This window comes from Rhodococcus sp. IEGM 1305, from assembly GCF_030058635.1.
GTDB classification, from domain to species: domain Bacteria; phylum Actinomycetota; class Actinomycetes; order Mycobacteriales; family Mycobacteriaceae; genus Rhodococcus_F; species Rhodococcus_F opacus_D.
The window spans coordinates 38,633-63,047 of the sequence record NZ_JASHKX010000035.1; the positions used below are offsets into that span (position 1 = coordinate 38,633).

The window sequence follows — 24,415 nt, forward strand, 5'->3', positions numbered from 1 at the left end:
GTGATCCGATGCTCTGGTACGTCGGTCGCCGTTTGCTCCAGATGATCCCCGTGTTCCTCGGGGCCACGTTCCTGATCTACGCGATGGTGTTCCTGCTGCCCGGAGACCCGATCGCCGCGCTGGCCGGCGACAAGGCACTCAGCCCCGCGGTGGCGGCCCAACTCCGTGAGCGATACCACCTCGACGAGCCGTTCCTGACGCAGTACCTCCTGTATCTGAAGGGCATTTTCACCCTCGACTTCGGTACGTCCTTCTCCGGCCGCCCCGTCAGTGAGGTTCTGGCGCAGGCATTCCCGATCACCATCAAGTTGTCCCTGATGGCACTCGCCATCGAGGGGATCTTCGGGGTCGGCTTCGGCCTGTGGGCCGGACTCCGCAAGGGCGGCATCTTCGACAGTTCCGTCCTCCTCGTGAGCCTGGTGATCATCGCGATCCCGATCTTCGTCATCGGTTTCCTGGCCCAGTTCTTCGTCGGCGTGAAATGGGGGCTGGTGCCGCCGACGGTCGGGGGCAACACCAGTTTCAAGAATCTGCTGCTGCCCGCGTTCGTCCTCGGGTCGGTGTCGTTCGCGTACGTACTCCGGCTCACCCGTACGTCGGTCGCCGAGAACCTCACCACCGACTACGTGAGAACCGCGACGGCCAAGGGCCTTTCGCGGCGCCGTGTGGTGCAGGTGCACGTGCTGCGGAACTCGCTGATCCCGGTGGTCACGTTCCTCGGCGCCGACCTCGCCACCCTGATGGGCGGTGCGATCGTCACGGAGGGCATCTTCAACATCAACGGTGTCGGCGGCACGATCTATCAGGCGGTCACCCGCGGTGAGGCGCCGACGGTGGTGTCCTTCGTGACGGTGCTGATCGTCATCTATCTGCTCGCCAACCTGCTCGTCGACCTCCTGTACGCCGCGCTCGACCCGAGGATTCGCTATGTCTGAGAAAGTGGAGAACGAGTCGCCCCGGACGGGCGACCGGAAGACCCGGCAGGCGCATTTCGTGGCACCCGAAGAAGTGGCGGCGCCGGGAGAGACCGACGCCGTCCACATCGACCAGCCGCCGACGAGCATGTGGTCGGATGCGTGGCGGGACCTCCGCAAACGTCCGCTGTTCCTGGTCGCCACGGTGATCATCGTGGTGGTGATCGCCGTTGCGGCTTTCCCCGGTCTGTTCACCGGCACCGATCCCAGGTTCTGCGATCTCGCGTTCAGCATGCAGGGGCCGTCGTCGGGGCACTGGTTCGGATTCGACAAGCAGGGCTGCGACATCTATTCCCGCACGATCTACGGGGCGCGGGCGTCGGTGCTGGTGGGTGTCGGGGTCACGTCGGTCGTGCTCGTCGTGGGCGTGGTGTTCGGTGCGGTCGCCGGGTACTACGGCGGCTGGGCCGACTCGCTGCTGTCCCGGGTCGCCGATATCTTCTTCGGCATCCCGCTCATCCTCGCCGCGATCGTCCTGATGCAACTGTTCGCCAACCGCACCATCTGGACGCTGATCGTCGTCCTCGCCCTGTTCGGCTGGCCTCAGATGGCGAGAATCGCTCGCGGCTCGGTGATCTCGGCGAAGAACAACGACTACGTGATGGCGTCGCGGGCGCTCGGGGTGTCGAACATGCGCACCCTCGTCCGGCACGTGCTGCCCAACTCCCTCGCCCCGATCATCGTGATCGCGACCATCTCGCTCGGCATCTACATCGTGGCCGAGGCGACGCTGTCGTTCCTCGGTATCGGTCTGCCGTCCACCGAGATCTCGTGGGGCGGAGACATCAGCACCGCCCAGGTCACGCTGCGTCAGGGGTCGCCGATCCTGTTCTATCCGGCGACCGCGCTGGCGATCACGGTGCTCGGGTTCATCATGATGGGCGACGCTCTGCGGGACGCGCTCGATCCCAAGGCCAGGAAGAGGTGAGCGGGGTGTCCACGAACGAACCAGCCGGAACACAGAATTCGGCCGACGAGGTGCCGCTGCTCGAGATCCGGGACCTGGAAGTGTCGTTCCAGTCGCATTCCGGGCTCGTGCCCGCAGTGCGCGGTGTCAGCCTCACGGTGTATCCGGGGCAGACGGTGGCGATCGTCGGCGAGTCCGGTTCGGGCAAGTCCACGACCGCGCACGCGATCATCAACCTGCTGCCCGGGACGGGAAAGGTGACCGGCGGCCGGATCCTGTTCGAGGGGCAGGACCTCGCGGAGGCGTCCGAGCGCGAGTTCGTCGCGCTGCGCGGTCAGAAGATCGGCCTCGTCCCGCAGGACCCGATGTCCAACCTCAACCCGGTGTGGAAGGTCGGCTTCCAGATCGAGGAGGCGTTGGAAGCCAACGGGATCGCGAAGGGCAAGGCCGCGAAGGCGCGTGCCGCCGAGCTGCTCGAGGAGGCCGGACTCGCCGACGCGGAGGACCGCCTGGGCCAGTATCCGCACGAGTTCTCCGGCGGCATGCGGCAGCGCGCCCTCATCGCCATCGGACTGTCGGCCCGCCCGCAACTGCTGATCGCGGACGAGCCCACGTCGGCACTCGACGTCACGGTCCAACGCCAGATCCTCGACCATCTGGACGGTCTCACCAACGAGCTGGGCACCGCGGTGCTCCTCATCACCCACGACCTCGGCCTGGCCGCCGAGCGGGCCGAGCACCTGATCGTCATGAGCAAGGGGCGGGTGGTCGAGGCAGGGCCGGCGCTGGAGATCCTGCAGCGGCCGCGCCACCCGTACACCCGGAAGCTGGTGGCCGCGGCGCCGTCGCTGGCGTCGCAACGCCGGAGTTCTTCGCTGGCCCGGGCGGACATCCGGGAGCACGCCCTCGAGGTGGTCGGCGAGGCCGAACAGCACGGCGAGATCGGCGTCGAGTTCGGCAAGGCCACCGACGACGTGGTCGTCGCCACCGGGCTGACCAAGGTGTTCAAGATCCGGCACGGGCTACGGAAGTCCACCGACTTCACCGCGGTCGACGACGTCTCGTTCGCGGTCCGACGTGGAACGACCACGGCCATCGTCGGCGAGTCGGGGTCGGGCAAGTCGACGGTCGCGCAGATGGTCCTCGGACTTCTCGCGCCGACGTCGGGGAATGTCGTGTTCGACGGCAAGGACGTCGCGACGCTGGACCGCCGGGAGACGCTTGCGTTCCGCCGCCGGGTGCAGCCGATCTTCCAGAATCCGTACGGCACGCTCGACCCGATGTACTCGATCTTCCGCACCGTCGAGGAGCCCCTCCGCACCCACAAGGTGGGGACGAAGGCGGAGCGGGAAGCGCGGGTACGCGACCTGCTGGACAAGGTGGCCCTGCCGGCTTCGGTGATGCGGAGGTTCCCGAACGAGCTGTCCGGTGGCCAGCGGCAGCGGGTGGCGATCGCCCGGGCGCTGGCGCTGCAGCCGGAGATGGTGGTGTGCGACGAGGCGGTGTCGGCGCTCGACGTGCTGGTCCAGGACCAGATCCTGACCCTGCTGAACGACCTGCAGGCGGAGCTGGGGCTGACGTACCTGTTCATCACCCACGACCTGGCGGTGGTGCGGCAGATCGCCGACGACGTGCTCGTCATGTCCACCGGCGCGATCGTGGAGAAAGCGACCACGGACGAGGTCTTCACATCACCGAAGGAGGAGTACACACGGAAGCTGCTGGACGCGATTCCCGGCGGATCGATCCGGCTCGGCGCCTGACCCGGGACGGCGCCGGGTAGCGTTCCGGTACGTGAGCGACCCGTTGCAGCCCCTCGTCGACCTTCCCGGCGTCCGCGAAGCCGCGGACCGTGCGCGCGACGCGCTCGGTGCGGTTCACCGCCACAAGACCAACCGGCGCGGCTGGCCGACCACGGCGGCCGAGGCGGCGGTCCGGGCGGCCCGCGCCTCGGCGTCGCTGGACGGCGGCAGCACCGAGTTGCCCGCGCCCGGCGAGGCAGGCGACCCGATTCTGTCGGGGGCGCTGCGGGTCGGGCAGGCCCTCGACGGTGACGCCCTCACACTTCTGCAGTCCACCTGGCAGCGGGCACCGCTGCAGGCCCTCGCGCGGCTTCATCTGCTGGCCGCGGCCGACCTCGTGGAGGATCAGGAATTGCTCGGCAGGCCGCGTGCCGGGTCCGGCGTCGCGGAGCGGCTCGACGGTCTCGCCCAGCTCGTGACGGGGGGAACGGCTGCGCCCGCGCCGGTTCTGGCGGCCGTGGTGCACGGGGAATTGTTGACGCTGAAGCCGTTCGGGGTCGGCGACGGTATCGTCGCGCGCGCCGCGTCACGCCTGGTTTCCGTGGCGAGCGGGCTCGATCCCCACAATCTCGGGGTCCCGGAGGTCAGCTGGTTGCGCCGGCAGCAGGCGTACCGCAACGGGGCGGCCGCGTTCGCGTCGGGCGAGCCGGAGGGTGTCGGCAGCTGGGTCGTCCTCTGCTGTGGCGCTCTGGAGGCCGGAGCCCGGGAGGCCACGTCGATCGCGGAGGCCGCGACGAGTTAGTCGAAATACCCTGCGCTGCAACAAGTTCCCGAACATGTGAAACGGGCGGCGCTGCCGACTGGTGTCGACTTCGCCGCCCGTTAGCACGGACAACCGGTTACCAAGCGTGCAAGGTGGGTTGTGTGGGTGGCCTCGGCGAGAGTCCGAATATCGTCGGGTCGTCCTTGCAACCTGTGCAGGGTCCTTGCCGGTGAAGACTCGAGTCTCGCAGGCCCACAACGCTTCTGCCCTTATAGTGGCTTATGCTTCGCGTGGGTACCTAGTGCCCGTGCTGGGAATCCTGGTCGGGAGATCGATCCTTCTCTTCTGGGTCGACCTTGGCCTTCCGTTCTTCCGTAACTCCTTTGTACCCCGTGACCCCCCTCACAGCAAGTATCAAATTCGGTTTGTGACCGTGTCGCGGGTTGCGGCGGTCAGCGCTTGCGGCGCAACACTCCATACGTGAACGCGCCCGCGACCAGGGCCCCGACGCTCACCGCCGCCGTGGTCACGACGGTGGTCGCGGACGGCGCCTGGAGGCGTGCCCGGAGGGAGACCGGATTCGAGAAAGTCAATATGGGCCAACCGTTTCCGGCCGCAGCCTTCCGTAAAGCCCGGTCCGGGTTGACCGCCGTCGGGTGGCCGACTGCGGTCAGCATCGGGAGATCGGTCACGGAGTCGGAGTAGGCGTAGCATGCCGACAGGTCGTAGTGGTATTCGTCGGCCAGTTGCCGCATCGCGTCCACTTTGCCTTCGCCGTAGCAGTAGAACTCCACCTCGCCGGTGTAGAGCCCGTCCGCGACCGCCATGCGGGTGGCGGTGCTGCGCGTGGCCCCGAGAGCTTCGGCGATCGGCGCCACCACCTCCTCGCCCGACGCCGACACCACGATGACGTCGTGGCCCCGCAACTTGTGGTCCGCGATGAGGTCGGCGGCCTCCGCGAACACCAGAGGGTCCACGATGTCGTGGAGGGTTTCGGCGACCACGGACCGGACCTGGTCCACGTTCCAGCCCGCGCACATGCTCGTGAGGTAGGCGCGCATCCGCTCCATCTGATCGTGGTCCGCGCCCGACAGCAGGAACAGAAACTGCGCGTAACTGCTCTTGAGAACCGATCGGCGGTTGATCAGGCCCTGGTCGAAGAACGGTCTGCTGAACGCGAGGGTGCTGGATTTCGCGATGATCGTCTTGTCGAGGTCGAAGAATGCGGCAACCCGACCTGTCTCGGTGTGTCGACCTGTCTTGGCACTTCTCTGTGGCTTCGCGGTCACAATTTCCAAGGATATGCGGACTTCGAGTGGGGTGGGGGCTCGTACGAAGGGGCCGAGGAAGGGTCTTTCGGCACTATCGACACGACGGAACGTTCAACAGTTGAACTTGCAAATACTGATCGGGGGAGGTGTAGTATTGCTGATGTCCGGATTTGATCCGGACGATGTTCAGCCCGACCCCCCGGGGCTGAACACTGACGACCCTCGCCTCCTCCCCCCCTGGCGAGGGTCGTCCTCTGTCTGCGGCGGGTCTACCGCACTCCTCGGCTCGAACCCGTGAAATTGGTGCGCTGGTACCAGTTTCTATCCACAGGGCCGAAGTTGTCCACAGTTCGAGCCGAGCCCCTTCCGGCAGTCTCCGGCAGCGGGCACGCTCGCTGCATGGACGCAGAAGGCGGGGGTGAAGTGCTGGTTCTGGTCGACGACCCGGCATTGCTGCACAGCATCAGGCGCGTGGCGGCAGCGGCCGACCGGGCGCTGAACGAGGTCGACGTCGCCGACGCCCGGCACGTCTGGGGAAGCGCCCCGATCGTCGTGCTCGACGCACGCGCAGCCGCCGCGTGCCGCAACCGGCTCCCACGCCGGCGCCGGGTGGTGCTGCTGTGCGACGGGCCGCCGGGCATCGACGAGTGGCGGATCGCCACCGCGGTCGGGGCGGAACACGTGCTCGCAGTACCCGAGGACGAGTCCGCGCTGGTCGCCGTGCTCGGCGAGCAACCCCAGCGTCCCGACGCGGACGGCACCGTCGTCGCCGTCGTCGGCGGATGCGGCGGTGCGGGCGCCTCCACGCTGGCAGCGGCCACCGCCCTCACCGCCGCGTCGCGGCCGCAGCCGGCCCTTCTGCTCGACACCGACTCGTGGGGGTCCGGCCTCGACGTATTGCTGGGCATCGAGGACGTGCCCGGACTGCGATGGTCGGGTCTGTCGATCGAGGGCGGCCGGATCTCCTCGGGCGCGCTCCGGGACGCCCTCCCCGCCCGCGGCGAGCGGCTGCGGGTGCTCGCCTGCAGCAGGACGGGGCACGGCGCCGGACCGACAGCGGCCGCGGTCCGTGCGGTCACCGATGCAGGCCGCCATGCCGGCGATCTGGTCGTGTGCGACGTGTCGCGGTTCCCCGGCCCGGTCACGGAAACCGTCCTCGAACTCGCCGATCTGGTGGTTCTGGTCGTGCCCGCGACCGTCCGGGCCTGCATCGCCGCGGGGAAGGTGTCGCAGTGGATCACCGAGAGGAACCCCAACCAGGGACTCGTGGTTCGCGGCCCGGCACCCGGTGGGCTCCGCGGCGCGGACGTCGCGGAGGTTCTCGACCTGCCGCTGATCGCGTCGATGCGCGCCGAGCGGGCGCTCACCGGAATGCTCGAACACGGCGGACTGAGGCCGGGCAGGCGCTCCCCGCTGGGCGCCGCGGCCGAGGCGGTCCTCGACACGGTCGGCAGCAGACCGCGGTCGCGGGAGTGGGCGGCATGAGTTCCCTCGTCACACAAGATCTCCTCGACCGGGTGCGCGAACGTCTCGCGCACACGTCCGGCGAGCCGACGCCGGCGACGGTCGCCGCCGCCATCCGCACCGAGTCCGGTGGCGTGCTCGGCGACACCGATCTGCTCGGGGCGCTGCGGGTGCTCATGACCGAACTCACCGGCGCCGGCCCACTCGAGTCGTTGCTGACGGAACCGGGAGTCGCGGACGTGCTCGTCACCGCGCCCGACCGTGTGTGGGTCGATCGAGGCCGCGGGCTCGAACGCGCAGCCGTCCGGTTCACCGACGAGGCGGCGGTGCGCCGGCTCGCGCAACGGCTCGCGCTGTCCGCCGGACGCCGCCTCGACGACGCTCAGCCGTGGGTCGACGGAAGGCTGAGGGACGTCGGGAACGGTTCGTTCGGTGTGCGGCTGCATGCCGTCCTCGCTCCCGTGGCCCAGGGCGGTACCTGCCTGTCGCTGCGGGTGCTGCGCCCGGCCACCCAGGGGCTCGGCGCGCTCGTCGCGGGCGGTGCCGTGGCCGCGGAAGCCCACGACCTGCTGATGACGATCGTGCAGGCACGGCTCGCCTTCCTGGTCACCGGCGGCACCGGTGCAGGCAAGACCACGCTACTGGCCGCATTGCTGGGGGCGGTGGACCCGGCGGAACGGATCGTGTGCGTGGAGGATGCCGCGGAGTTGGCGCCGACGCACCCGCACGTGGTCCGGCTCGTGGCCCGGGCACCCAACGTCGAGGGCGTGGGTGAGGTCACCGTCCGGGACCTCGTCCGGCAATCACTGCGTATGCGACCCGACCGGATCGTCGTCGGCGAGGTTCGCGGCGCCGAGGTCGTCGACCTGCTGACGGCGCTCAACACGGGTCACGACGGCGGTGCCGGAACGGTGCACGCCAACTCGCCCGAGGAGGTTCCGGCGCGGCTCGAAGCGCTCGCGGCACTGGGCGGAATGGACCGCGCGGCGCTGCACAGTCAACTGGCCGCCGCCGTGCAGGTGGTCCTGCACGTCCACCGGTCGTCGAGCGGGGCGCGGCGGCTGACGCAGATCGGTGTCGTCACTCGCGACGAACACGGGCGCGTCACGATCGTGCCCGCCTGGAGCCACGACACCGGTGAGGGTCCGGCGGTGGACCGGCTCCGCCACTTGTGTTCTCGGCGTGGACCGGTGGACTCGGGGACGGTGGTGCCGTCGTGATCGCCGGTCTGGTGGTCCTCGCCTGCGCGGTGCTGGCGGTGCCGTCCGCGAGATCGCGGCCCCGGTTGCTCGCGGTGACGGGCAGGGAAGGTCCCCGTCCCCGGTTGCGTCTGCCCTGGGTGGTTCCGGCGGCGCTCGCCGGCATTCCGATCGTGTACGAAGTGGGCGGGCTCTGCGCGGTCCTCGCCGCGACGATCGTCTGTGCAACTATGCGTTTCAGGTCGGCGCGACGCAGGGCGGCGAAAGCGAAGGATGCCGATCTACGTGTCGTACTGTCGAGTCTCGAGGTGGTGACGGCGGAACTTCGGGTGGGTGCCCATCCGGCTGCCGCATGCCAGACGGCGGCCGACGAGTCGGCAGGCAGTGTGGCGGCGGCATTCCGGGCCGCGTCGGCGCGCTCGCGGCTCGGAGGATCGGCCGCGGACGGGTTCCGGATCGCGGACTCCCGTGTCGGTACCGAGTTGGGGCGGATCGCCGATATCTGGGCGGTGGCCGACGCGCACGGTCTCGCACTGGCGGAACTGCTCGAGGCTGCACGGACGGACCTGTTGGGACGCAGCCGCTTCCGTCAGCGAACGGAGGCCTCGCTGGCCGGCGCGAGGGCGACGGCGACCGTACTCGCCGGGCTGCCGCTGCTGGGTGTCGGTCTCGGCCAGATGATGGAGGCGGCACCTCTGACGGTGCTGTTCGGCGGTGGTGTGGGCGGAATCCTGTTGCTGCTCGGTGCGGGGCTGGTGTGCGCGGGCCTGTTGTGGACCGACCGGATCACCGGACGTGTGACGGGATGATCTGGTGCGCGGTACTTCTCCTCGCCGGCACCGTACTGGTGCTGCCCGCACCCAGAGCGCCGGTACAGCGACTGCGCGGCAACGGCGGTCGCGGCCCGGGTGATGCGGCGTCCGCGGTCGACGACACCACGCGCCGCGAGGACCCGCTCGCGATCGCCGCGACCTTCGACCTCCTGGCAGCGTGTCTGCGCGCCGGGCTGCCCGTCGCGACCGCGGCGCAGGCCGTGTCGCGGACGGCGCCGGCGCCGCTGGCGGAATCGCTGCGCCGCGCCGCGGACCTGCTGTCGCTGGGGGCGGATGCGGCGACGGCGTGGGAGGCGGCCGCGTCGGACCCGGCCACCGAATCGCTCGCCCGCATGGCGCGCCGGTCGGCCGCATCGGGATCGTCGCTCGCCGGTTCCATGACGGAACTTGCCGCCGACGGCCGGATCCAGGTCGAGCATCTGGCGGCGGCGTCGGCCGAACGCGCAGGCGTGCTGATCAGTGGCCCCCTCGGGCTGTGCTTCCTGCCGGCATTCATCTGCCTCGGCATCATCCCGGTCGTCGTCGGGCTTGCCTCGCGGGTGTTGGACGGCGGGCTGTTGTGACACATCGACACTTCCGGCGCAGAACCGCTGCGCCGGACACTCTGAAGGGGGAACACCATGGGACACGGAATCCGGGCCTTGGCGGAAGTTCGAGCATTGACCGCTCGCTTGACGCTGCTCGCGACGGACGAGGACGGCATGTCGACGGCGGAGTACGCCATCGGCACCATCGCGGCCGCGGCCTTCGGCGCCGTGCTGTATTCGGTCGTCACCGGCGACAGCATCGTCACGGCGTTGACGAACATCATCGACAAAGCGCTGAACACCGCGGTGTGATGAGTGCTGCCGAGAACCTGCGCCGGTCCGAGGCCGGCGGCGTGACGGTCGAGGCTGCCATCGCGATCGCGTCGATCGTGGCGGTGGTCGTGCTGTGTGTCGGCGCGATCACCGCGGCGACACTGCACGTCCGGTGCGTCGACTCGGCCCGCGAGGCAGCACGGCTCGCTGCCCGTGGAGATCGCGAGTCGGCGATCTCCACGGCGGCGAAGGTGGCACCCGACGGCGCCGACGTGTCGGTTCGAACCGAGGGGGAGTTCGTCGTCGCGACCGTGCGGGCACGCAGTCCACTCCTTCCGCTCGTGAACATCTCCGCGGAGGCGGTGGCGGTTCTCGAACCCACGGTGCCGGGGTGGAGCGGGGGAGGGCGGTGAGTTCGGGGATCAGCGACGATCGCGGTTCCGTGACCGTGACGGCGTGCTGTGCGCTCGCGGCGCTGGTGGTGCTCACGGCGATGCTGGTGCACGTCGGCTCGGCGGTGTCGGTGCGGCACCGGGCGCAGTCCGCCGCAGATCTGGCCGCCCTCGCCGCGGCCGTCGGGCTGGACCGCGGCACCGACGCGGCGTGTGCCGCGGCCTGGGAGGTCGCGGGGCGAATGCGCACCGAAGTCGTGTCCTGTGAGGTCGACGACTGGGACGTCGAGGTCGCGGTCACCGCACCCGTGCTTCTGTCCTCGCTGGGTGTCCGGGATGCCCGCGCCGTGGCGAGGGCAGGTCCCGCGGAGTGACATCGAAGCGAAGAGGCGGGCCGGTGACTCGCATCACGCCAGCGTGTCGGAGGTTTCGGCAACTATGACCAGATTCGGAATAATCCGCCGCTCAGGAAGTATTGGACGGCATGGATCCTGTGATGCGAGTCTCACTGATGCGAGCTGGTTTTCATCCACACCACTCCCTTTGGCGAGAGAGGGCATTACATGACCACGGCACCACCGAAGCGGACCGAGGCAGAGACAAAGGCGCGGAGGGCGGGTATCGCCTCGTTCATCGGCACCACGATCGAGTGGTACGACTTCTACATCTACGGCACTGCGTCGGCGCTGGTCTTCGGTCAGGTGTTCTTCTCCGACACCCTGCCGGCGGGCATGGGAACGCTCCTCGCGTTCGTCACGCTGTGGGCCGGGTTCCTCGCCCGTCCCATCGGCGGTATCGTCTTCGGCCATCTCGGCGACAAGATCGGTCGGAAGAACACACTGGTCATCACGCTCATGATGATGGGCACCGCCACCGTCGGAATCGGACTCCTGCCCTCCTACGCGCAGATCGGAATATGGGCGCCCGCTGCCCTGGTGTTCCTCCGGGTCGTCCAGGGTGTGGCAGTGGGCGGTGAATGGGGCGGGGCGGTCCTGATCGCCAGTGAGAACGCACCCAAGGGGAAGGGGATTCTGTACTCGGCGTTCGCCCAGCAGGGATCGCCCGCCGGAAACCTCCTGGCGACGATGGCGTTCTTCCTGCTCTCCGCCATGCCCACCCCGGCGTTCGTGCTCTACGGCTGGCGCATCCCGTTCCTGATCTCCGCGGCCCTGGTGATCGTCGGCATGATCATCCGTCTCAAGCTCGAAGAGTCGGACGCGATGAAGACCGTGCTGAAGCGCAAGAAGACCGTCGCACTGCCGATCGGTGAGGTGCTGCGCAAACATTGGGTCCTCGTCCTCCTCGGTGCGGGCGCGCTGCCCCTGGCCCAGGTGACGTACTTCAAGAACACCTTCGCGTTGTCGTGGGCCACCAGCGAACTCGGCTACGACCGGGGCACGTTCCTGGGCGCCATCGCCATCGCCCTCGTGGTCCAGTTCATCGTGCAGCCGTTCGGCGCCGTCCTGGTGTCCCGGATCGACATGCGGAAAGCCATGTGCATCATGGTGATTCCCGAGTTCGTCCTGATGCCGGCAATGTTCTTCGCGATCCGGACCGAGAACTTCGCCATTGCCGTCGTCGCGATGTGCCTCGCGACCATTCCGCACTCGATGTTCTACGGCGCCATCGCCGGAGTGCTCGCGCGTGCTTTCCCCGCCAACATCCGCTACACCGGTCTTTCCGCGGCCTATCAGCTGTGTTCGCTGGTCGTCGGCGGCGGCACCCCGGTGCTGGCGCAGTGGATGCTCAACTCGTCCGGAAACATCGTCGGCGTTGCGTTCGTGTCGGCCGGCTATGCCGCAGTCTCCCTGGTCTGCACGCTGTTGTTGCTGAACCGGACCGGATTCGACGCGCGCCGGTTGTCGACCGCGGAGCAATCCGACGCGGACGAACTGCAGCTCGACATCGATGAGGACGATGCGGTGGACACCGCTCCCAGTGCAGGGCAGGCCCGTGCGACAGCCCACACCTGACCGCGCAGGTCATTCCGGCGTGGGCAATGCCTCCTCGGACAGCCTGAGGACTTCCCGCAACGCGGCGTTGTCGTCGTCCGCTCGCCACGCAATCCGCAGTTGCAGGGTGCTGGGACCGCCGACCAGCGGGAGGAACACGACATCCGGGTTGTTCACGTTCTCGGCCACGGAGGAGACGGTCAACGCGCAGCCGACCTCCGCGGACACCAACGCCATCAACGCCATCGAGTCCGGGGCGCTCTGCACGATCCGGGGCGTGAAACCGGCGTCGTGGGCCGCCCTCTGCAGGGAGTCGCGCAGCGCCGATCCGGGATCGGCGGGCAGCGTCACCCACGGCTCGGTGGCCAGTTCCTCGATGCGAACGCCGTCCCTGCCCGCGAGCGGGTGGTCGGTGGGCAGGGCCACCACGAATTCCTCGTTGAGGATGACGCGAGACGCGATGCCCGGCGGGGTGAAGATCCAACGGACCAGACCGATGTCGAGGGTTCCGTCGAGGAGCTTGTTCAGTGCTTCGCTCGCGAAAGCGGAACTGTCCAGAACGAATTCGATACCCGGATGGGTGTGCCGGACGAGTTTCGCCCACCGCCCGATGAGCAGGTGGGACGAGACTCCGGCGAAGCCGATGCGGACCCGGCCGACCTGTCCGCGCCCGGCGGCGGCGACGGCGATTTCCGCGAGCCGGCAGGCGTCCAGGATCTCGCGTGCCGGGCCGAGCAGTGCCTCACCGGCGGAGGTCAACCGGACGTTCCGCGTGTTTCTTTCGAAAAGAGTTGCCCCGAGCTGCTTTTCCAGTTGCCGAATCGTGCGGCTCAGCGGCGGCTGGGCCGAGTGCAGGCGCTGTGCGGCGCGGCCGAAGTGCAACTCCTCGGCGACCGCGAGAAAGGCAGTGATCTGAGAAATCTCCACGGGAGAACTATTGCAGTTCCGGCAACAGATTTGTCAACACTATTGAGTCAAACGGCGGTAATCCGGTGGGGAAGGCCCCGAGGCGACGTCCCGTCGTTCCGGAGAAGGGCATGGCGATGAGCAAAGTGGTCAGCATGGCGGAAGCCATAGGAACGTACGTCGAAGACGGCATGACCGTGTGCCTCGAGGGATTCTCGCATCTCATCTCGTTCGCGGCCGCGCACGAGATCATCCGGCAGCAGCGGCAGAACCTCACGCTGTGCCGGATGACGCCCGACATCGTGTCGGATCAACTCGTGGCCGCCGGTTGTGTCACCAAGCTCGTGGCCTCGTTCTTCGCGAGCGGATCCGCCGGATCCCTGCACGAGTTGCGACGCCGTATCGAGCACCACGATCCGGTTGCCCTCGAGGTCGAGGAGTACAGCCACTACGGAATGGTCTGCCGCTATCAGGCGGGCGCCGCGCGCCTCCCGTTCTTTCCGCTGCGCTCCTATGCCGGAAGCGACCTTCCGCGGCTCAACCCGCGAATTCGACTCGTCGACGATCCCTACGGGGAGGGCACCGTGTACGTCGTGCCTCCGCTGAACCCGGACGTCACCATCGTTCACGCGCAGCGCGCCGACCGTCACGGCAACGTGCAGATCTGGGGTATCTCCGGGGTTCAGCAGGAAGCGGTGTACGCCGCGGGGAAGGCGATCGTGGTCGTCGAGGAGATCGTCGACGACGAGGTCGTCCGCTCCGACCCCAGCCGCACGCTGATCCCTTCTCACGCGGTCGATGCCGTCGTCGTCTGTCCGCGCGGGGCGCATCCGTCCTACGTGCAGGGCTACTACGACCGGGACTGCGCGTTCTACCGACGCTGGACCGCGATCAGCAAGGACTCCGCACTCCTGCAGGCGTGGCTGAAGGAGTGGATCCATGGCACCGCGAATCACGACGAGTACCTGGACAAACTCGGCGGCGACTACTGGAACGACCTCGCCGTCGAGCCTCGATTCTCCGAACCAGTCGACTACGGGAGCCGGAAATGAGCACAGCACCACTCGGAGAGGTCTCGGCGACGGAGATCATCGTGTCCGTCGCCGCCCGCGAACTCGCCGGGAAGGGGCGCGTCTTCGCCGGCGTCGGCTTGCCGACTCTCGCCGTCGATCTCGCCAAGAGGACAAGTAACCCGGACGTCGAATTGATCTACGAATCGGGAGTGTGCGGCGCCCACCCCGCCGCGATGGCCGAGGGCATCGCCGACTCGGTCGTCGTGTCGGGCGCGGAGTCGGTGGTGTCGATGTCAGCGTTGTTCGGCTACGTGCTGCAGGGCGGCAACGTCGACGTCGGATTCCTCGGCGCGGCCCAGATCGACCGGTACGGCAGCCTCAACACCAGCATCATCGGAGACTGGGACAAGCCGACGGTCCGGTTGCCCGGTGCCGGTGGCGCCGTGGAGATCATGCCCAACGCCGGCGAGATCTTCGTGGTGATGCGCCGACACGACCCCAGCGCTTTCCCCGCGGAACTCGACTTCTGCACGTCGCCGAGTCCCGTCCGGGCCCGGGCCGCAGGTGACGGGATCATGCCTCGAGGCCGAGGGGTGACGAAGGTGTTCACGAACCTCGGGGTGCTGTCGCGGCAGGGCCCGTTCGACGAACTCGAACTGGTCAGCGTGCACGAGGGGGTCACCGTCGACGACGTGCGAGCCCAGACCGGCTGGGAGCTGAAGGTCGCGGACGATCTCACCGTCACCGTCCCGCCGACCCGCGAGGAGATTCACCTGCTCCGCGATGTGATCGACACGGTTCGGCTGTATCTGCGCTGACCCGGTCAGCCGAGCGAGTCCAATACCGCCGTCAGGACCCGGATCGCGCCGTCCTTGTCGAGGGGGTCGTTGCCGTTTCCGCACTTCGGTGAGTACACGCACGACGGGCAGCCTGACGTGCATTCGCACGATTCGATCGCTTCCCTGGTCGCGCCGAGCCAGCGGGTGAGTTCGGCGTGACCCCGGTCGGCGAATCCGGCGCCGCCTGCATGACCGTCGTAGACGAACACAGTCGGAAGTCCGGTGTCGGCGTGCACCGCCGTCGAGACGCCGCCGATGTCGCCTCGATCGCACACCGCGACGAGAGGCAGGAGCCCGATAGCGGCATGTTCGGCGGCGTGGAGCGAACCGGGCACGCGTTCGGCCGGAACACCGGCCCGCACCAGAAGTTCCGGGGTGACGGTGTACATCACGGCGCGGGTGGGGAGGGTCTGCTTCGGCATGTCCAGTTCGACCGCGTCGAGGACCTCGCCCGAAGGCAGCCGTCGCAGGTACCCGATCACCTGATGGGTCACCTCCACCTCGACGAGCGCCACCTCGACGTCGCCGAACTGCTTCTGCTCGAGCACCGAGGTGACGGTGATCTCGGTGGTCTCGCGGGCCGACGTCGTCCAGTCGGGGTCCTCCGCGTGCACCAGCGCGAGTCCCTGGTCGAGGTCGAGTTCGTCGACGACGTACGACTCACCCTGATGGATGTGGACGGCGCCGGGGTGTGCTGTGGCGGGAGCGCGGCCCGTGTCGACAGTTCCGAGCATGCGTCCGGATTCCGACACGACAATTGCCACCTGGGTTCCGATTCCACCCCGGATATCCACTGCGCCATGAGGATTTGTGCCGGCGGTGACGAACCAGCCGTGTGCCCGCCGGCGGATCAGGCCCTGCTCGGCCAGCTTTCCGAGAACGTCGATCGCCCCGAACGCCTCGGCCTCGGCGTCGGACAGTGGTAGTTCCATTGCTGCGCAGAGCAACTGCGGGCCGAGGACGTACGGATTGCTCGGGTCCGTGACGGTCGCCTCGACGGGTTTGTCGAGCAGCGCGGACGGGTGGTGGACGAGGTAGGTGTCGAGAGGGTCGTCACGCGCGACCAGGACTACGAGCGATCCTTCGCCGCGTCGCCCGGACCGGCCTCCCTGTTGCCAGAACGACGCTACCGTGCCGGGGAATCCGGCGACCACGACGGCGTCGAGGCCGGCGATGTCGACGCCGAGTTCCAGCGCATTCGTCGTCGCCGCCCCCAGCAGTGTGCCGTCCGCGAGTGCGGTCTCGAGCTCACGCCGATCCTCGGCGAGGTACCCTGCTCGATACGACGCGACTCGCGACGAGAGTTCGGGATCGATCTCCCCGAGTAGGCGTTTGGTCGCCATCGCGGTCAGTTCCGCGCCCCTGCGGGAGCGCACGAAGGTGAGCGTGCGGGCCCCCTCGACCATCAGGTCGGCCATGATGCGCGCGGCCTCCGAACCGGCGGGCCGTCGAACGGGGCTTCCGTTCTCCCCGGTGACCTCCCGCATGAGCGGGGGTTCCCACAGCGCGACCGTCCGGGGACCGTGTGGTGAACCGTCTTCCACTACCTCGGCGCAGGGCGCTCCGATCAGCCGTGACGCCGCCGCCCCGGGGTCCGCCGTCGTCGCGGACGCGAGGACGAAGACGGGTTCGGCGCCGTACCGTGCCGCGATGCGCCGGAGCCGCCGCAGCACGAGCGCGACATTCGAGCCGAAGACACCACGGTAGGAGTGGCATTCGTCGATCACCACGTAGGCCAGGTTCCGGAAGAAGTGCGCCCATCGCTGATGGGTCCGGAGGAGGGAGATGTGCAGCATGTCGGGGTTCGTGAAGAGCCACCGCGAGTTCTCCCGTGCCCAGTGCCGCACTTCGAGTGGGGTGTCGCCGTCGAACACGCACGGGCACACGCCCCGGAGGTCGTCCCCGGCGTCCAGGACTTCCGAGTCGATGAGCGAGGTCACGGCCCGCAGCTGGTCTGCTCCCAGCGCCTTGGTCGGTGAGAGGTAAAGGGCGGTCGCCCGCGGATCCGTTGCCAGAGTGGTGAGTACCGGAAGCTGGTAGGCCAGGGACTTGCCCGAGGCGGTGCCGGTCGACACCACGACGTTCGTCCCGTGATGTGCCAGGTCGGCGGCGGCGGCCTGGTGCGTCCAGGGACGGGGGATCCCGTTCTCCTGCATGGCCCGGACGACGCTCGGGTGCGCCCACGCGGGCCATTCCGACAGCTGAGAAGTCCGGGCAGGCATTTCGGCGGCGAAAGTGAGCGGGTTTTCGTCTCGGGGAACGCCCTCGAGGACTCGGTTCAGCAGCGCCCGGCCGTATGTTTCGCCCGTATTTCCACTGTCGTCACGTGGTGAAAACGGTGTGCTCACTGATGTCTCCGGGCTGTCGTAGGGGACGGGCGAGTAGCTTCCCCACCGCCACGACCTGCGCATTTGATGATAACGAGTGCCTCTCCGGGGCTGTCGCCCGGGGTGTCGTGCCCCCCGCGTCAATCCACTGTTTCGTGCCTGTTCGCTACAAGATCAACTTTTTGTGTGAATTGTTCGGATTTCGACTGTTGCGTTCGCGGAGTTCATGGTTGACTACAACTGGTCGCAGCTTCTGTGTTCGTAGGCTTGAAAGAGTGAACGCTCGCAGGATCGATGTTGCGAACGCGGTGCTCTGCTTTTCCTGAGGGGGAAATCTAGAAGTACAGCGGTCGGAACCGGCCCGGCGGACTGTATGTGCTGTCCGCCGAATCCGGTGGTTAGAAAGAGAAGGAAAAGCATGGCACAGGGCACTGTGAAGTGGTTCAACGCGGAAAAGGGCTTCGGCTTCATCGCACCCGAAGACGGCTCCGCTGACGTCTTCGTTCACTACTCCGAGATCCAGGGCAGCGGCTTCCGCACCCTCGAGGAGAACCAGCGCGTGGAGTTCGAGGTCGGCCAGGGCACCAAGGGCCCCCAGGCTACCGGCGTTCGCGCAGTCTGATTCTGCCGTTCACATTCGTGAACACGTAAATCAGATAGGCGGGGTCCTCGTGACCGCGTCTGATTCGTCCCCCATCGCCTGAGGCGGTGGGGGACGAGTCGTTTTCACGGCAACGGTGCCGTGGCATAAGGGGGTACTTCAGTGAGCCAGCTCTCCTTCTTCTCCGCGGAGGCGATGCCGCCGGCAGTCACCGATCTGTGCGGTCTTCTCGCCGCGACGGGGCAGGTGGTCACATCGGCCGGGCGTGCGCGCATCTCGATCGTGGTCGACGCGCAGTGGCGGGCAGAGGCGATTGCGGAGTTGATCACCGAGGCCGGACTCGAGGTCGAGATCACGCGCAGCGACGAGGGAAGCCCTCTGGTCCGCACCGCGTCGGTCGTCGACTTGCGGCCGCTCGCGGACCAGTGGACGAGGGGAGCGGTCAAGGCGGTGCCCTCCGGCTGGGTGCCGTCGGGGCGTCAGCTGAGGGTGTGGGCTCTCGCGTCGGGCAGGAGCGAAGCAGAGGGGGAACGGTTCGTCCTCGGACTCGATCCGCACGCCCCGGATACCTACGCGCCGTTGGCTCAGGCATTGATGAGAGCGGGCATCGCGCCGACGCTGATCGGCACCCGTGGCTCCGGTCCGGGGCTCCGAATCTCGGGTCGGCGTAGGCTCGGCAGACTCGTCGAGAGCATCGGCGAGGCGCCCGGAAATTTGGACGACCGTACCGGTTGGCCCCACGTGTAGAGCCGCGTAGACGGTACTGATCTGCGAGGATGGGTTCCGGGTATGTCACTCTAGTAATAGGCGAACCGGGTATAAAAGGGTTTGTCTGCACAACTGTCGAGTGGCAGCGATCGACTTCAGGAAGGCTCGGGCTACAGGTGGCTAAAGGGGACAACGGCAGTGCACAGGGTGCGGCGGGAGCGTCCGGCCAGCCTCGCCGCCTCGTGATCGTCGAGTCGCCGACCAAGGCCCGCAAGATCGCCCCGTACCTCGGAAAGAACTATGTCGTCGAGGCGTCGGTCGGCCACATTCGCGACCTTCCGCGCGGAGCCGCAGACGTCCCGGCCAAGTACAAGGGTGAGTCGTGGGCGCGGCTCGGCGTCAACGTCGACCATGATTTCGAACCGCTCTACGTGGTCAGTCCGGAGAAGAAGTCCAAGGTCACGGAGCTGAAGAGTCTCCTCAAGGACGCCGACGAACTCTTCCTGGCCACCGACCCCGACCGCGAGGGCGAAGCGATCGCCTGGCACCTCCTCGAGACGCTCAAGCCGAAGATCCCGGTTCGCCGGATGGTCTTCCACGAGATCACCGAGCCGGCCATCCGCGCCGCGGCCGAGGACACCCGTGAACTCGACACCGACTTGGTCGACGCTCAGGAGACCCGCCGCATCCTCGACCGTCTGTACGGCTACGAGGTCAGCCCCGTGCTGTGGAAGAAGGTCATGCCGAGGCTGTCGGCGGGCCGCGTGCAATCCGTCGCCACCCGCGTCATCGTGCAGCGCGAACGCGAGCGGATGGCCTTCCGTTCGGCGTCCTACTGGGACATCTCCGCCACCCTCGACGCCGGCGCCGAGGCCAGCCCCCGCAGTTTCGGGGCGCGTCTGGTGAGCGTCGACGGCTCCCGGGTGGCCACCGGCCGCGACTTCGGCGCGGACGGCCAGCTGAAGACGAGCACCGTCACGGTTCTGGACGAGGCGCGGGCGCAGCGTCTGGCCGAGTCCCTCGCCGGTGTCGACCTCACCGTCTCCTCCGCCGAGAGCAAGCCGTACACCCGCAAGCCGTACGCGCCGTTCATGACGTCGACGTTGCAGCAGGAGGCGGGCCGCAAGCTCCGCTTCACGTCCGAGCGGACCATGCGCATCGCGCAGCGGCTGTACGAGAACGGCTACATCACTTACATGCGTACCGACTCGACGACCTTGTCGTCGTCGGCGATCGCTGCCGCCCGCGCGCAGGCCACCGAGTTGTACGGCGCCGAGTATGTGCACGACACACCGCGCCAGTACACGCGCAAGGTCAAGAACGCGCAGGAGGCGCACGAGGCCATCCGCCCGGCCGGTGACGTGTTCCAGACCCCTGGTCAGCTGCACTCCCGCCTCGACACCGACGAGTTCCGCCTGTACGAGCTGATCTGGCAGCGGACCGTGGCGTCGCAGATGGCGGACGCGCGGGGCACGACGCTGACCCTGCGGATCACCGGAACCGCGGGCACCGGCGAGGAATGCACCTTCTCCTCCTCGGGCCGCACCATCACGTTCGCCGGATTCCTGAAGGCCTACGTGGAGAGCGTCGACGAGGAGGCCGGCGGCCAGTCCGACGACGCCGAGTCGCGCCTGCCGGTGCTCGTCGAGGGCCAGGCGGTCACCGCCACCAAGCTCGACCCCGACGGCCACACCACCAACCCGCCCGCCCGCTACACCGAGGCGAGCCTGATCAAGACCCTCGAAGAGCTGGGCATCGGCCGCCCGTCCACCTATTCGTCGATCATCAAGACCATTCTCGATCGCGGATACGTCTACAAACGCGGCAGCGCGCTGGTCCCGTCCTGGGTGGCGTTCGCCGTCATCGGTCTCCTCGAGATGCACTTCGGGCGGTTGGTCGACTTCGACTTCACCGCCGGGATGGAAGACGACCTCGACGCGATCGCCGGTGGCCGGGAACAGCGCGGCAACTGGCTGAGCAGTTTCTACTTCGGCGGCGATCACGGCGCCGAGGGTTCGGTTGCCCGTGAGGGCGGCCTGAAGAAGATGGTCGGCGTCAACCTCGAGGAGATCGACGCTCGCGAGGTCAACTCGATCAGGCTCTTCGACGACGCCGAGGGACGGGAAGTGCACGTCCGCGTCGGACGGTTCGGTCCGTACCTCGAGCGGATGGTCCAGAACCCGGACGATCCCGAGGGCGACCTCATCTCCCAGCGGGCCAACCTGCCCGACGACCTTCCGCCGGACGAGCTGACACCGGAGTACGCGGAGAAGCTGTTCTCGACGCCGCAGGAGGGTCGCAAGCTGGGCGTCGACCCGCTCACCGGCCACGAGATCGTCGCGAAGGAAGGCCGCTTCGGCCCCTACGTCACCGAGATCCTTCCCGAGCCGGAACCGGAGCCCGAACCGGCAGTGGTGCCGGTGACGGACGAATCCGGCGACGGGACGACCAAGACGAAGACAGCTGCCAAGAAGGCGCCCGCGAAGAAGGCGGCGGCGAAGAAGGCCACCGGTCCGAAGCCACGGACGGGTTCGCTGCTCAAGTCGATGGACCTGGCTACGGTGACCCTCGACGACGCCCTCAAGCTGCTGTCGCTGCCGCGCGTCGTGGGTGTCGATCCGGAGTCCAAGGAAGAGATCACCGCGCAGAACGGTCGCTACGGCCCGTACCTGAAGAAGGGGACGGATTCGCGGTCCCTCGCCACCGAGGACCAGATGTTCACGGTGACCCTCGACGAGGCTCTGAAGATCTACGCGGAGCCCAAGCGCCGCGGTCGTCAGGCCGCGGCCACCCCGCCGCTGCGTGAGCTGGGCGTCGACGCGGTCAGCGAGAAGCCGATGGTGATCAAGGACGGCCGGTTCGGGCCGTACGTGACCGACGGTGAAACCAACGCCAGCCTCCGCAAGGGCGACGAGGTGGAGTCCATCACCGACGCCCGCGCTTCGGAACTGCTGGCGGATCGGCGTGCCCGCGGTCCCGTCAAGAAGAAGGCGACCGCGAAGAAGGCGCCGGCCAAGAAGGCGGCAAAGAAGACCGCCGCCAAGAAGGCGCCGGCCAAGAAGGCGGCCTCGAAGAAGGCAGCGGACAAGAAGGCGTGAGCCGGTACCTCGGGCCGGCCGTGCTGTCGCATGTGCCGGTTAGGCTGGCGCGGTGACGGTATTCGACCGGTTGGTGGGCCAAGAGGACGTCGAGGCCGAGCTGACGGCCGCGGCGACCGCGGCCCGTCGCGGAGTCGGTGCGATGGGCTCCTCGATGACGCATTCGTGGCTGTTCACCGGCCCGCCCGGATCGGGTAGGTCGGTGGCCGCGCAGTGTTTCGCCGCAGCACTCCAATGCACCAGCGACGGCGTTCCGGGCTGCGGCGTCTGCCACGCCTGCACCACAGCGATGGCCGGTACCCACGGCGACGTCCGGCAGGTCGTCCCCGAGGGCCTGAGCATCAGCGTCAAGGAGATGCGCGCCATCGTGCAGACCGCCGCCCGACGGCCGAGCACCGGGCGCTGGCAGATCGTGGTCGTCGAGGACGCGGACCGGCTCACCGAGGGGGCGGCCAACGCCCTCCTGAAAGTGGTGGAGGAGCCGCCGGATCGCACCGTGTTCCTGTTGTGTGCGCCCTCCGTCGACCCGCAGGACATCTCCGTGACGCTGCGGTCGCGCTGCCGGCACGTCCATCTCGTGACCCCGTCGGCTGATTCCATCGCCAAGGTCCTGCGCGAGCGGGACGGCCTGGATCCCGCCGATGCGCGACTGGCAGCCTCGATCAGCGGCGGTCACGTCGGGCGCGCCCGACGTCTTGCGACAGATCTCAATGCCAAAGTGCGTCGTAAGGACGCTCTGGATCTCGCTGTCGCGGCACTGCGGCCCGCCACCGCGTTCGCCGCGGCGGAGGAACTGGTGCGTTCGGCCGATGCGGAGGCGAAGGAGATGAGCGCGTCCAGGGACGAGCAGGAGACCGAGGAGTTGCGCACCGCGCTGGGGGCGGGCGGCACCGGCAAGGGTGCTGCCGGAGCTCTGCGAGGCTCGGCCGGCGTGCTGAAGGATCTCGAGAAGCGCCAGAAGTCCAGGGCCACTCGCACGGGCCGTGACGCACTCGACCGTGCATTGATCGATCTGGCCGGTCTCTACCGCGACGCGCTCGCCGTCGCATGGAAATCGAACGCGGCCGCGAACCACCCGGACATGGCGGATCGGGCGGCCGACCTCGCCGCGCGAACAACGCCGGAAGGCCTTCTGAAGTGCATCGAAGCCGTCCTCGAGTGCCGCGAGGCGATCACCGTCAACGTCAAACCGCAGTGGGCTGTCGACGCCATGGTGGCCACCCTCGGAGATGCGTTCAGGGAGCCGTTTTCGCATACTCGGGGTTGAGGCGCTAGACTCGCCACCGCCGAAAGGCACCGCTGCCTTAGCTCAGTCGGTAGAGCATTTCACTCGTAATGAAAAGGTCGAGAGTTCGATTCTCTCAGGCAGCTCAGCGGTCCTCTGGCCCTTCCCGATCAGTCGGGAAGGGCCAGAGTCGTCTCCGGGACAGGACACGTCCGCCGTGACGGATGTGTATGTCCGGAAGAATCGTGAAGACTGGTCACGTGGACACCCACAGCGAAAATCCGACGACGCCGGCGGCCGGTCTGCGCGCACTCGGTGCACCCGCCGCTGTGGTCGCCGGCGCCGTTGTCGCCGCCGCGATCCTCCACTTCCGCGATCCGCATCAGCCGGGTTCGTACGGTTTCTGTCCGGTCTATGCCCTGACCGGGTGGTGGTGCCCGGCCTGTGGGGGGTTGAGGGCGGTGCACGACCTCACCAACCTCGACATCGGCGCCGCTGTGGCCGGCAATGTTCTGATCGTCCCGTTCATGGCGGTGATGGTCTTCGCCTGGATCGTATGGGCACGTCGCCGATGGCGAGGACAACGCGATCGCACCATCGTGTTCGGTCCACGAGTGATGGTCGGTGTGCTCATTTTTGTTGCGGCGTTTACCGTCACCAGGAACACATCTTGGGGAAGCTGGCTCGCGCCGGCCTGACACCTGGTCGCCGCGGGCACGAAACAGAGAGTCGGTTCACAGATGGCAATGCAGGTCTTTTCGTTGATCGCGATCCTGGGCGCGCTGATCGTCCTCATTCCGACCGCGCTGCGAGTCTTCGGCAAGAGCGACAACGTGAAGGCGCCGGACGAGACCGAGGAGTGAGTTCGGTGCACTCTCGACAACCCACCGTCGCGCGGTCATGATTTCGATATGAGCGATTCGCTGAAGGACCGGGTGCGCGAGAAGCTGCTGCGCCAGCTGGCCGAGGACGGGGGCCACCCGGTCCAGGAGGCGGAGGGGGACGATCCACGATTGGTTTCCATCGACTCCGACCTCGCGGCTTTGGAGCAGGCGTCGGACGGTGATGTGGTGATCGAGGAGCTGGCCGCCAAGTACTGGGTGCCTTGAACCAGCGTTACGCGGCGTTGACCTGGCGATTTGGTGTTATTGTTTCCCTTCGCGTAACTTATTCCAGGTCAGAGCGACACGGACACCGACCCCGGCCGGAAGGCGGGGGACACGAGGTTGGACGAAGGCGCCTGGTACATCGGAGGTTCATCGTCGTGTACGGTGGTGCTTCCATCCCGGTTAGATTCTGATCAGCGTCTCGGCTTGCGCCGGTGAGGCTGGTAGGATAAGATGGAACGGTTGCCCCGGAGCGGCTGGCGAGTGCGTCAGAAGTGATGGTGTGTGCGTGTTC

Annotated in this window: 24 protein-coding genes and 1 tRNA gene; 22 read left to right on the forward strand and 3 right to left on the reverse strand. The window is 67.8% G+C overall.

The annotated features are described in order from the left end of the window. The first annotated feature begins 8 nt into the window (after positions 1 to 8). Genes QM693_RS30475 through QM693_RS30490 form a run of 4 tightly spaced genes read left to right on the forward strand, consistent with a single transcriptional unit; the run spans position 9 to position 4,425 of the window. Positions 9 to 935: an ABC transporter permease gene (locus QM693_RS30475; RefSeq protein ID WP_283354198.1), complete on the forward strand. Its 927-nt coding sequence runs from the start codon at positions 9 to 11 to the stop codon at positions 933 to 935. After that, positions 928 to 1,902, forward strand: a complete 975-nt coding sequence (locus tag QM693_RS30480) for an ABC transporter permease (RefSeq protein ID WP_283354199.1) — start codon at positions 928 to 930, stop codon at positions 1,900 to 1,902. Before QM693_RS30475 ends, QM693_RS30480 begins: the two co-directional genes overlap by 8 nt. Next, positions 1,899 to 3,644: a dipeptide ABC transporter ATP-binding protein gene (locus QM693_RS30485; RefSeq protein ID WP_283354200.1), complete on the forward strand. Its 1,746-nt coding sequence runs from the start codon at positions 1,899 to 1,901 to the stop codon at positions 3,642 to 3,644. Before QM693_RS30480 ends, QM693_RS30485 begins: the two co-directional genes overlap by 4 nt. A 31-nt stretch (positions 3,645 to 3,675) precedes the next feature. Then, on the forward strand, positions 3,676 to 4,425 hold the full coding sequence (locus tag QM693_RS30490; RefSeq protein ID WP_283332837.1) for an oxidoreductase: 750 nt from the start codon (positions 3,676 to 3,678) through the stop codon (positions 4,423 to 4,425). A 413-nt stretch (positions 4,426 to 4,838) separates the two neighbouring features. Here the strand turns inward: QM693_RS30490 and QM693_RS30495 are convergent, their stop codons facing one another. After that, the gene (locus QM693_RS30495) at positions 4,839 to 5,675 is read right to left on the reverse strand and encodes an HAD-IB family hydrolase (protein ID WP_009477389.1); all 837 of its coding nucleotides are present in this window, start codon (positions 5,673 to 5,675) and stop codon (positions 4,839 to 4,841) included. A gap of 381 nt (positions 5,676 to 6,056) precedes the next feature. On the opposite strand from QM693_RS30495, the gene ssd reads away from it, so the two are divergent. The 8 genes from ssd to QM693_RS30535 all read left to right on the forward strand — a co-directional run bounded on the left by ssd (position 6,057) and on the right by QM693_RS30535 (position 12,318). Further along, complete coding sequence (gene ssd / locus QM693_RS30500) at positions 6,057 to 7,142, forward strand: septum site-determining protein Ssd (RefSeq protein ID WP_280782894.1); 1,086 nt, start codon at positions 6,057 to 6,059, stop codon at positions 7,140 to 7,142. Continuing rightward, positions 7,139 to 8,341, forward strand: coding sequence for a TadA family conjugal transfer-associated ATPase (locus QM693_RS30505; RefSeq protein ID WP_283354201.1), 1,203 nt, complete (start codon positions 7,139 to 7,141; stop codon positions 8,339 to 8,341). Before ssd ends, QM693_RS30505 begins: the two co-directional genes overlap by 4 nt. After that, a complete protein-coding gene (locus QM693_RS30510; RefSeq protein ID WP_283354202.1) occupies positions 8,338 to 9,129 on the forward strand; it encodes a type II secretion system F family protein in 792 nt (263 codons plus the stop codon). The genes QM693_RS30505 and QM693_RS30510 overlap by 4 nt, the downstream gene beginning before the upstream one ends. Beyond that, the gene (locus tag QM693_RS30515; RefSeq protein ID WP_283354203.1) at positions 9,126 to 9,716 is read left to right on the forward strand and encodes a type II secretion system F family protein; all 591 of its coding nucleotides are present in this window, start codon (positions 9,126 to 9,128) and stop codon (positions 9,714 to 9,716) included. The genes QM693_RS30510 and QM693_RS30515 overlap by 4 nt, the downstream gene beginning before the upstream one ends. Positions 9,717 to 9,773: 57 nt before the next feature. Beyond that, entirely contained in the window at positions 9,774 to 9,992 is a 219-nt protein-coding gene (locus QM693_RS30520; protein WP_105421752.1) for a DUF4244 domain-containing protein, read from the forward strand. Beyond that, positions 9,992 to 10,366: a TadE family type IV pilus minor pilin gene (locus QM693_RS30525; protein ID WP_283332841.1), complete on the forward strand. Its 375-nt coding sequence runs from the start codon at positions 9,992 to 9,994 to the stop codon at positions 10,364 to 10,366. The genes QM693_RS30520 and QM693_RS30525 overlap by 1 nt, the downstream gene beginning before the upstream one ends. After that, complete coding sequence (locus tag QM693_RS30530; protein WP_283332842.1) at positions 10,363 to 10,719, forward strand: Rv3654c family TadE-like protein; 357 nt, start codon at positions 10,363 to 10,365, stop codon at positions 10,717 to 10,719. The genes QM693_RS30525 and QM693_RS30530 overlap by 4 nt, the downstream gene beginning before the upstream one ends. A gap of 189 nt (positions 10,720 to 10,908) precedes the next feature. Next, positions 10,909 to 12,318: an MFS transporter gene (locus QM693_RS30535; protein ID WP_105421745.1), complete on the forward strand. Its 1,410-nt coding sequence runs from the start codon at positions 10,909 to 10,911 to the stop codon at positions 12,316 to 12,318. Between the two features lie 9 nt (positions 12,319 to 12,327). On the opposite strand, the gene QM693_RS30540 is transcribed toward QM693_RS30535, so the two are convergent. Beyond that, a complete protein-coding gene (locus QM693_RS30540; RefSeq protein WP_280782888.1) occupies positions 12,328 to 13,224 on the reverse strand; it encodes a LysR family transcriptional regulator in 897 nt (298 codons plus the stop codon). A 110-nt stretch (positions 13,225 to 13,334) separates the two neighbouring features. On the opposite strand from QM693_RS30540, the gene QM693_RS30545 reads away from it, so the two are divergent. Both QM693_RS30545 and QM693_RS30550 read left to right on the forward strand, forming a co-directional pair. Next, a complete protein-coding gene (locus tag QM693_RS30545) occupies positions 13,335 to 14,255 on the forward strand; it encodes a CoA transferase subunit A (RefSeq protein ID WP_005248463.1) in 921 nt (306 codons plus the stop codon). Beyond that, positions 14,252 to 15,034: a CoA-transferase subunit beta gene (locus QM693_RS30550; protein WP_283354204.1), complete on the forward strand. Its 783-nt coding sequence runs from the start codon at positions 14,252 to 14,254 to the stop codon at positions 15,032 to 15,034. Before QM693_RS30545 ends, QM693_RS30550 begins: the two co-directional genes overlap by 4 nt. A gap of 5 nt (positions 15,035 to 15,039) precedes the next feature. Here the strand turns inward: QM693_RS30550 and QM693_RS30555 are convergent, their stop codons facing one another. Beyond that, positions 15,040 to 17,403 (reverse strand): DEAD/DEAH box helicase, encoded by a 2,364-nt coding sequence (locus QM693_RS30555; RefSeq protein ID WP_283332846.1) that lies wholly within the window; start codon positions 17,401 to 17,403, stop codon positions 15,040 to 15,042. Positions 17,404 to 17,800: 397 nt separating this feature from the next. Between QM693_RS30555 and QM693_RS30560 the strand changes: the two genes are divergently transcribed. The 8 genes from QM693_RS30560 (at position 17,801) to QM693_RS30595 (ending at position 24,123) form a co-directional block, all read left to right on the forward strand. Beyond that, entirely contained in the window at positions 17,801 to 18,004 is a 204-nt protein-coding gene (locus QM693_RS30560) for a cold-shock protein (protein ID WP_005248460.1), read from the forward strand. A gap of 141 nt (positions 18,005 to 18,145) precedes the next feature. Beyond that, positions 18,146 to 18,730: a hypothetical protein gene (locus QM693_RS30565; RefSeq protein WP_283354205.1), complete on the forward strand. Its 585-nt coding sequence runs from the start codon at positions 18,146 to 18,148 to the stop codon at positions 18,728 to 18,730. A gap of 137 nt (positions 18,731 to 18,867) precedes the next feature. Continuing rightward, complete coding sequence (gene topA / locus QM693_RS30570) at positions 18,868 to 21,789, forward strand: type I DNA topoisomerase (protein ID WP_283354206.1); 2,922 nt, start codon at positions 18,868 to 18,870, stop codon at positions 21,787 to 21,789. A 52-nt stretch (positions 21,790 to 21,841) separates the two neighbouring features. After that, positions 21,842 to 23,056 carry a DNA polymerase III subunit delta' gene (locus tag QM693_RS30575; protein ID WP_280782883.1) on the forward strand — a complete coding sequence of 405 codons (1,215 nt, stop codon included), beginning with the start codon at positions 21,842 to 21,844 and terminating at the stop codon, positions 23,054 to 23,056. 31 nt (positions 23,057 to 23,087) lie between these two features. Then, positions 23,088 to 23,160 (forward strand) — tRNA-Thr (locus tag QM693_RS30580). Positions 23,161 to 23,274: 114 nt separating this feature from the next. Continuing rightward, on the forward strand, positions 23,275 to 23,712 hold the full coding sequence (locus QM693_RS30585; protein ID WP_283354207.1) for a DUF2752 domain-containing protein: 438 nt from the start codon (positions 23,275 to 23,277) through the stop codon (positions 23,710 to 23,712). A gap of 42 nt (positions 23,713 to 23,754) precedes the next feature. After that, a complete protein-coding gene (locus tag QM693_RS30590) occupies positions 23,755 to 23,877 on the forward strand; it encodes a hypothetical protein (RefSeq protein ID WP_005248443.1) in 123 nt (40 codons plus the stop codon). Between the two features lie 48 nt (positions 23,878 to 23,925). Further along, entirely contained in the window at positions 23,926 to 24,123 is a 198-nt protein-coding gene (locus QM693_RS30595; RefSeq protein ID WP_005248440.1) for a hypothetical protein, read from the forward strand. Positions 24,124 to 24,415 lie beyond the last annotated feature (292 nt).

Excerpts from the sequence above, each read along its gene's own strand:
- QM693_RS30515 (WP_283354203.1), top strand. The coding sequence starts at position 9,126 with ATGATCTGGTGCGCGGTACTTCTCCTCGCCGGCACCGTACTGGTGCTG.
- QM693_RS30480 (WP_283354199.1), top strand. The coding sequence starts at position 928 with ATGTCTGAGAAAGTGGAGAACGAGTCGCCCCGGACGGGCGACCGGAAG.
- ssd (WP_280782894.1), top strand. The coding sequence starts at position 6,057 with ATGGACGCAGAAGGCGGGGGTGAAGTGCTGGTTCTGGTCGACGACCCG.
- QM693_RS30595 (WP_005248440.1), top strand. The coding sequence starts at position 23,926 with ATGAGCGATTCGCTGAAGGACCGGGTGCGCGAGAAGCTGCTGCGCCAG.
- QM693_RS30545 (WP_005248463.1), top strand. The coding sequence starts at position 13,335 with ATGGCGATGAGCAAAGTGGTCAGCATGGCGGAAGCCATAGGAACGTAC.
- QM693_RS30590 (WP_005248443.1), top strand. The coding sequence starts at position 23,755 with ATGGCAATGCAGGTCTTTTCGTTGATCGCGATCCTGGGCGCGCTGATC.
- QM693_RS30520 (WP_105421752.1), top strand. The coding sequence starts at position 9,774 with ATGGGACACGGAATCCGGGCCTTGGCGGAAGTTCGAGCATTGACCGCT.
- QM693_RS30475 (WP_283354198.1), top strand. The coding sequence starts at position 9 with ATGCTCTGGTACGTCGGTCGCCGTTTGCTCCAGATGATCCCCGTGTTC.
- QM693_RS30535 (WP_105421745.1), top strand. The coding sequence starts at position 10,909 with ATGACCACGGCACCACCGAAGCGGACCGAGGCAGAGACAAAGGCGCGG.
- QM693_RS30560 (WP_005248460.1), top strand. The coding sequence starts at position 17,801 with ATGGCACAGGGCACTGTGAAGTGGTTCAACGCGGAAAAGGGCTTCGGC.
- QM693_RS30550 (WP_283354204.1), top strand. The coding sequence starts at position 14,252 with ATGAGCACAGCACCACTCGGAGAGGTCTCGGCGACGGAGATCATCGTG.
- QM693_RS30525 (WP_283332841.1), top strand. The coding sequence starts at position 9,992 with ATGAGTGCTGCCGAGAACCTGCGCCGGTCCGAGGCCGGCGGCGTGACG.
- QM693_RS30505 (WP_283354201.1), top strand. The coding sequence starts at position 7,139 with ATGAGTTCCCTCGTCACACAAGATCTCCTCGACCGGGTGCGCGAACGT.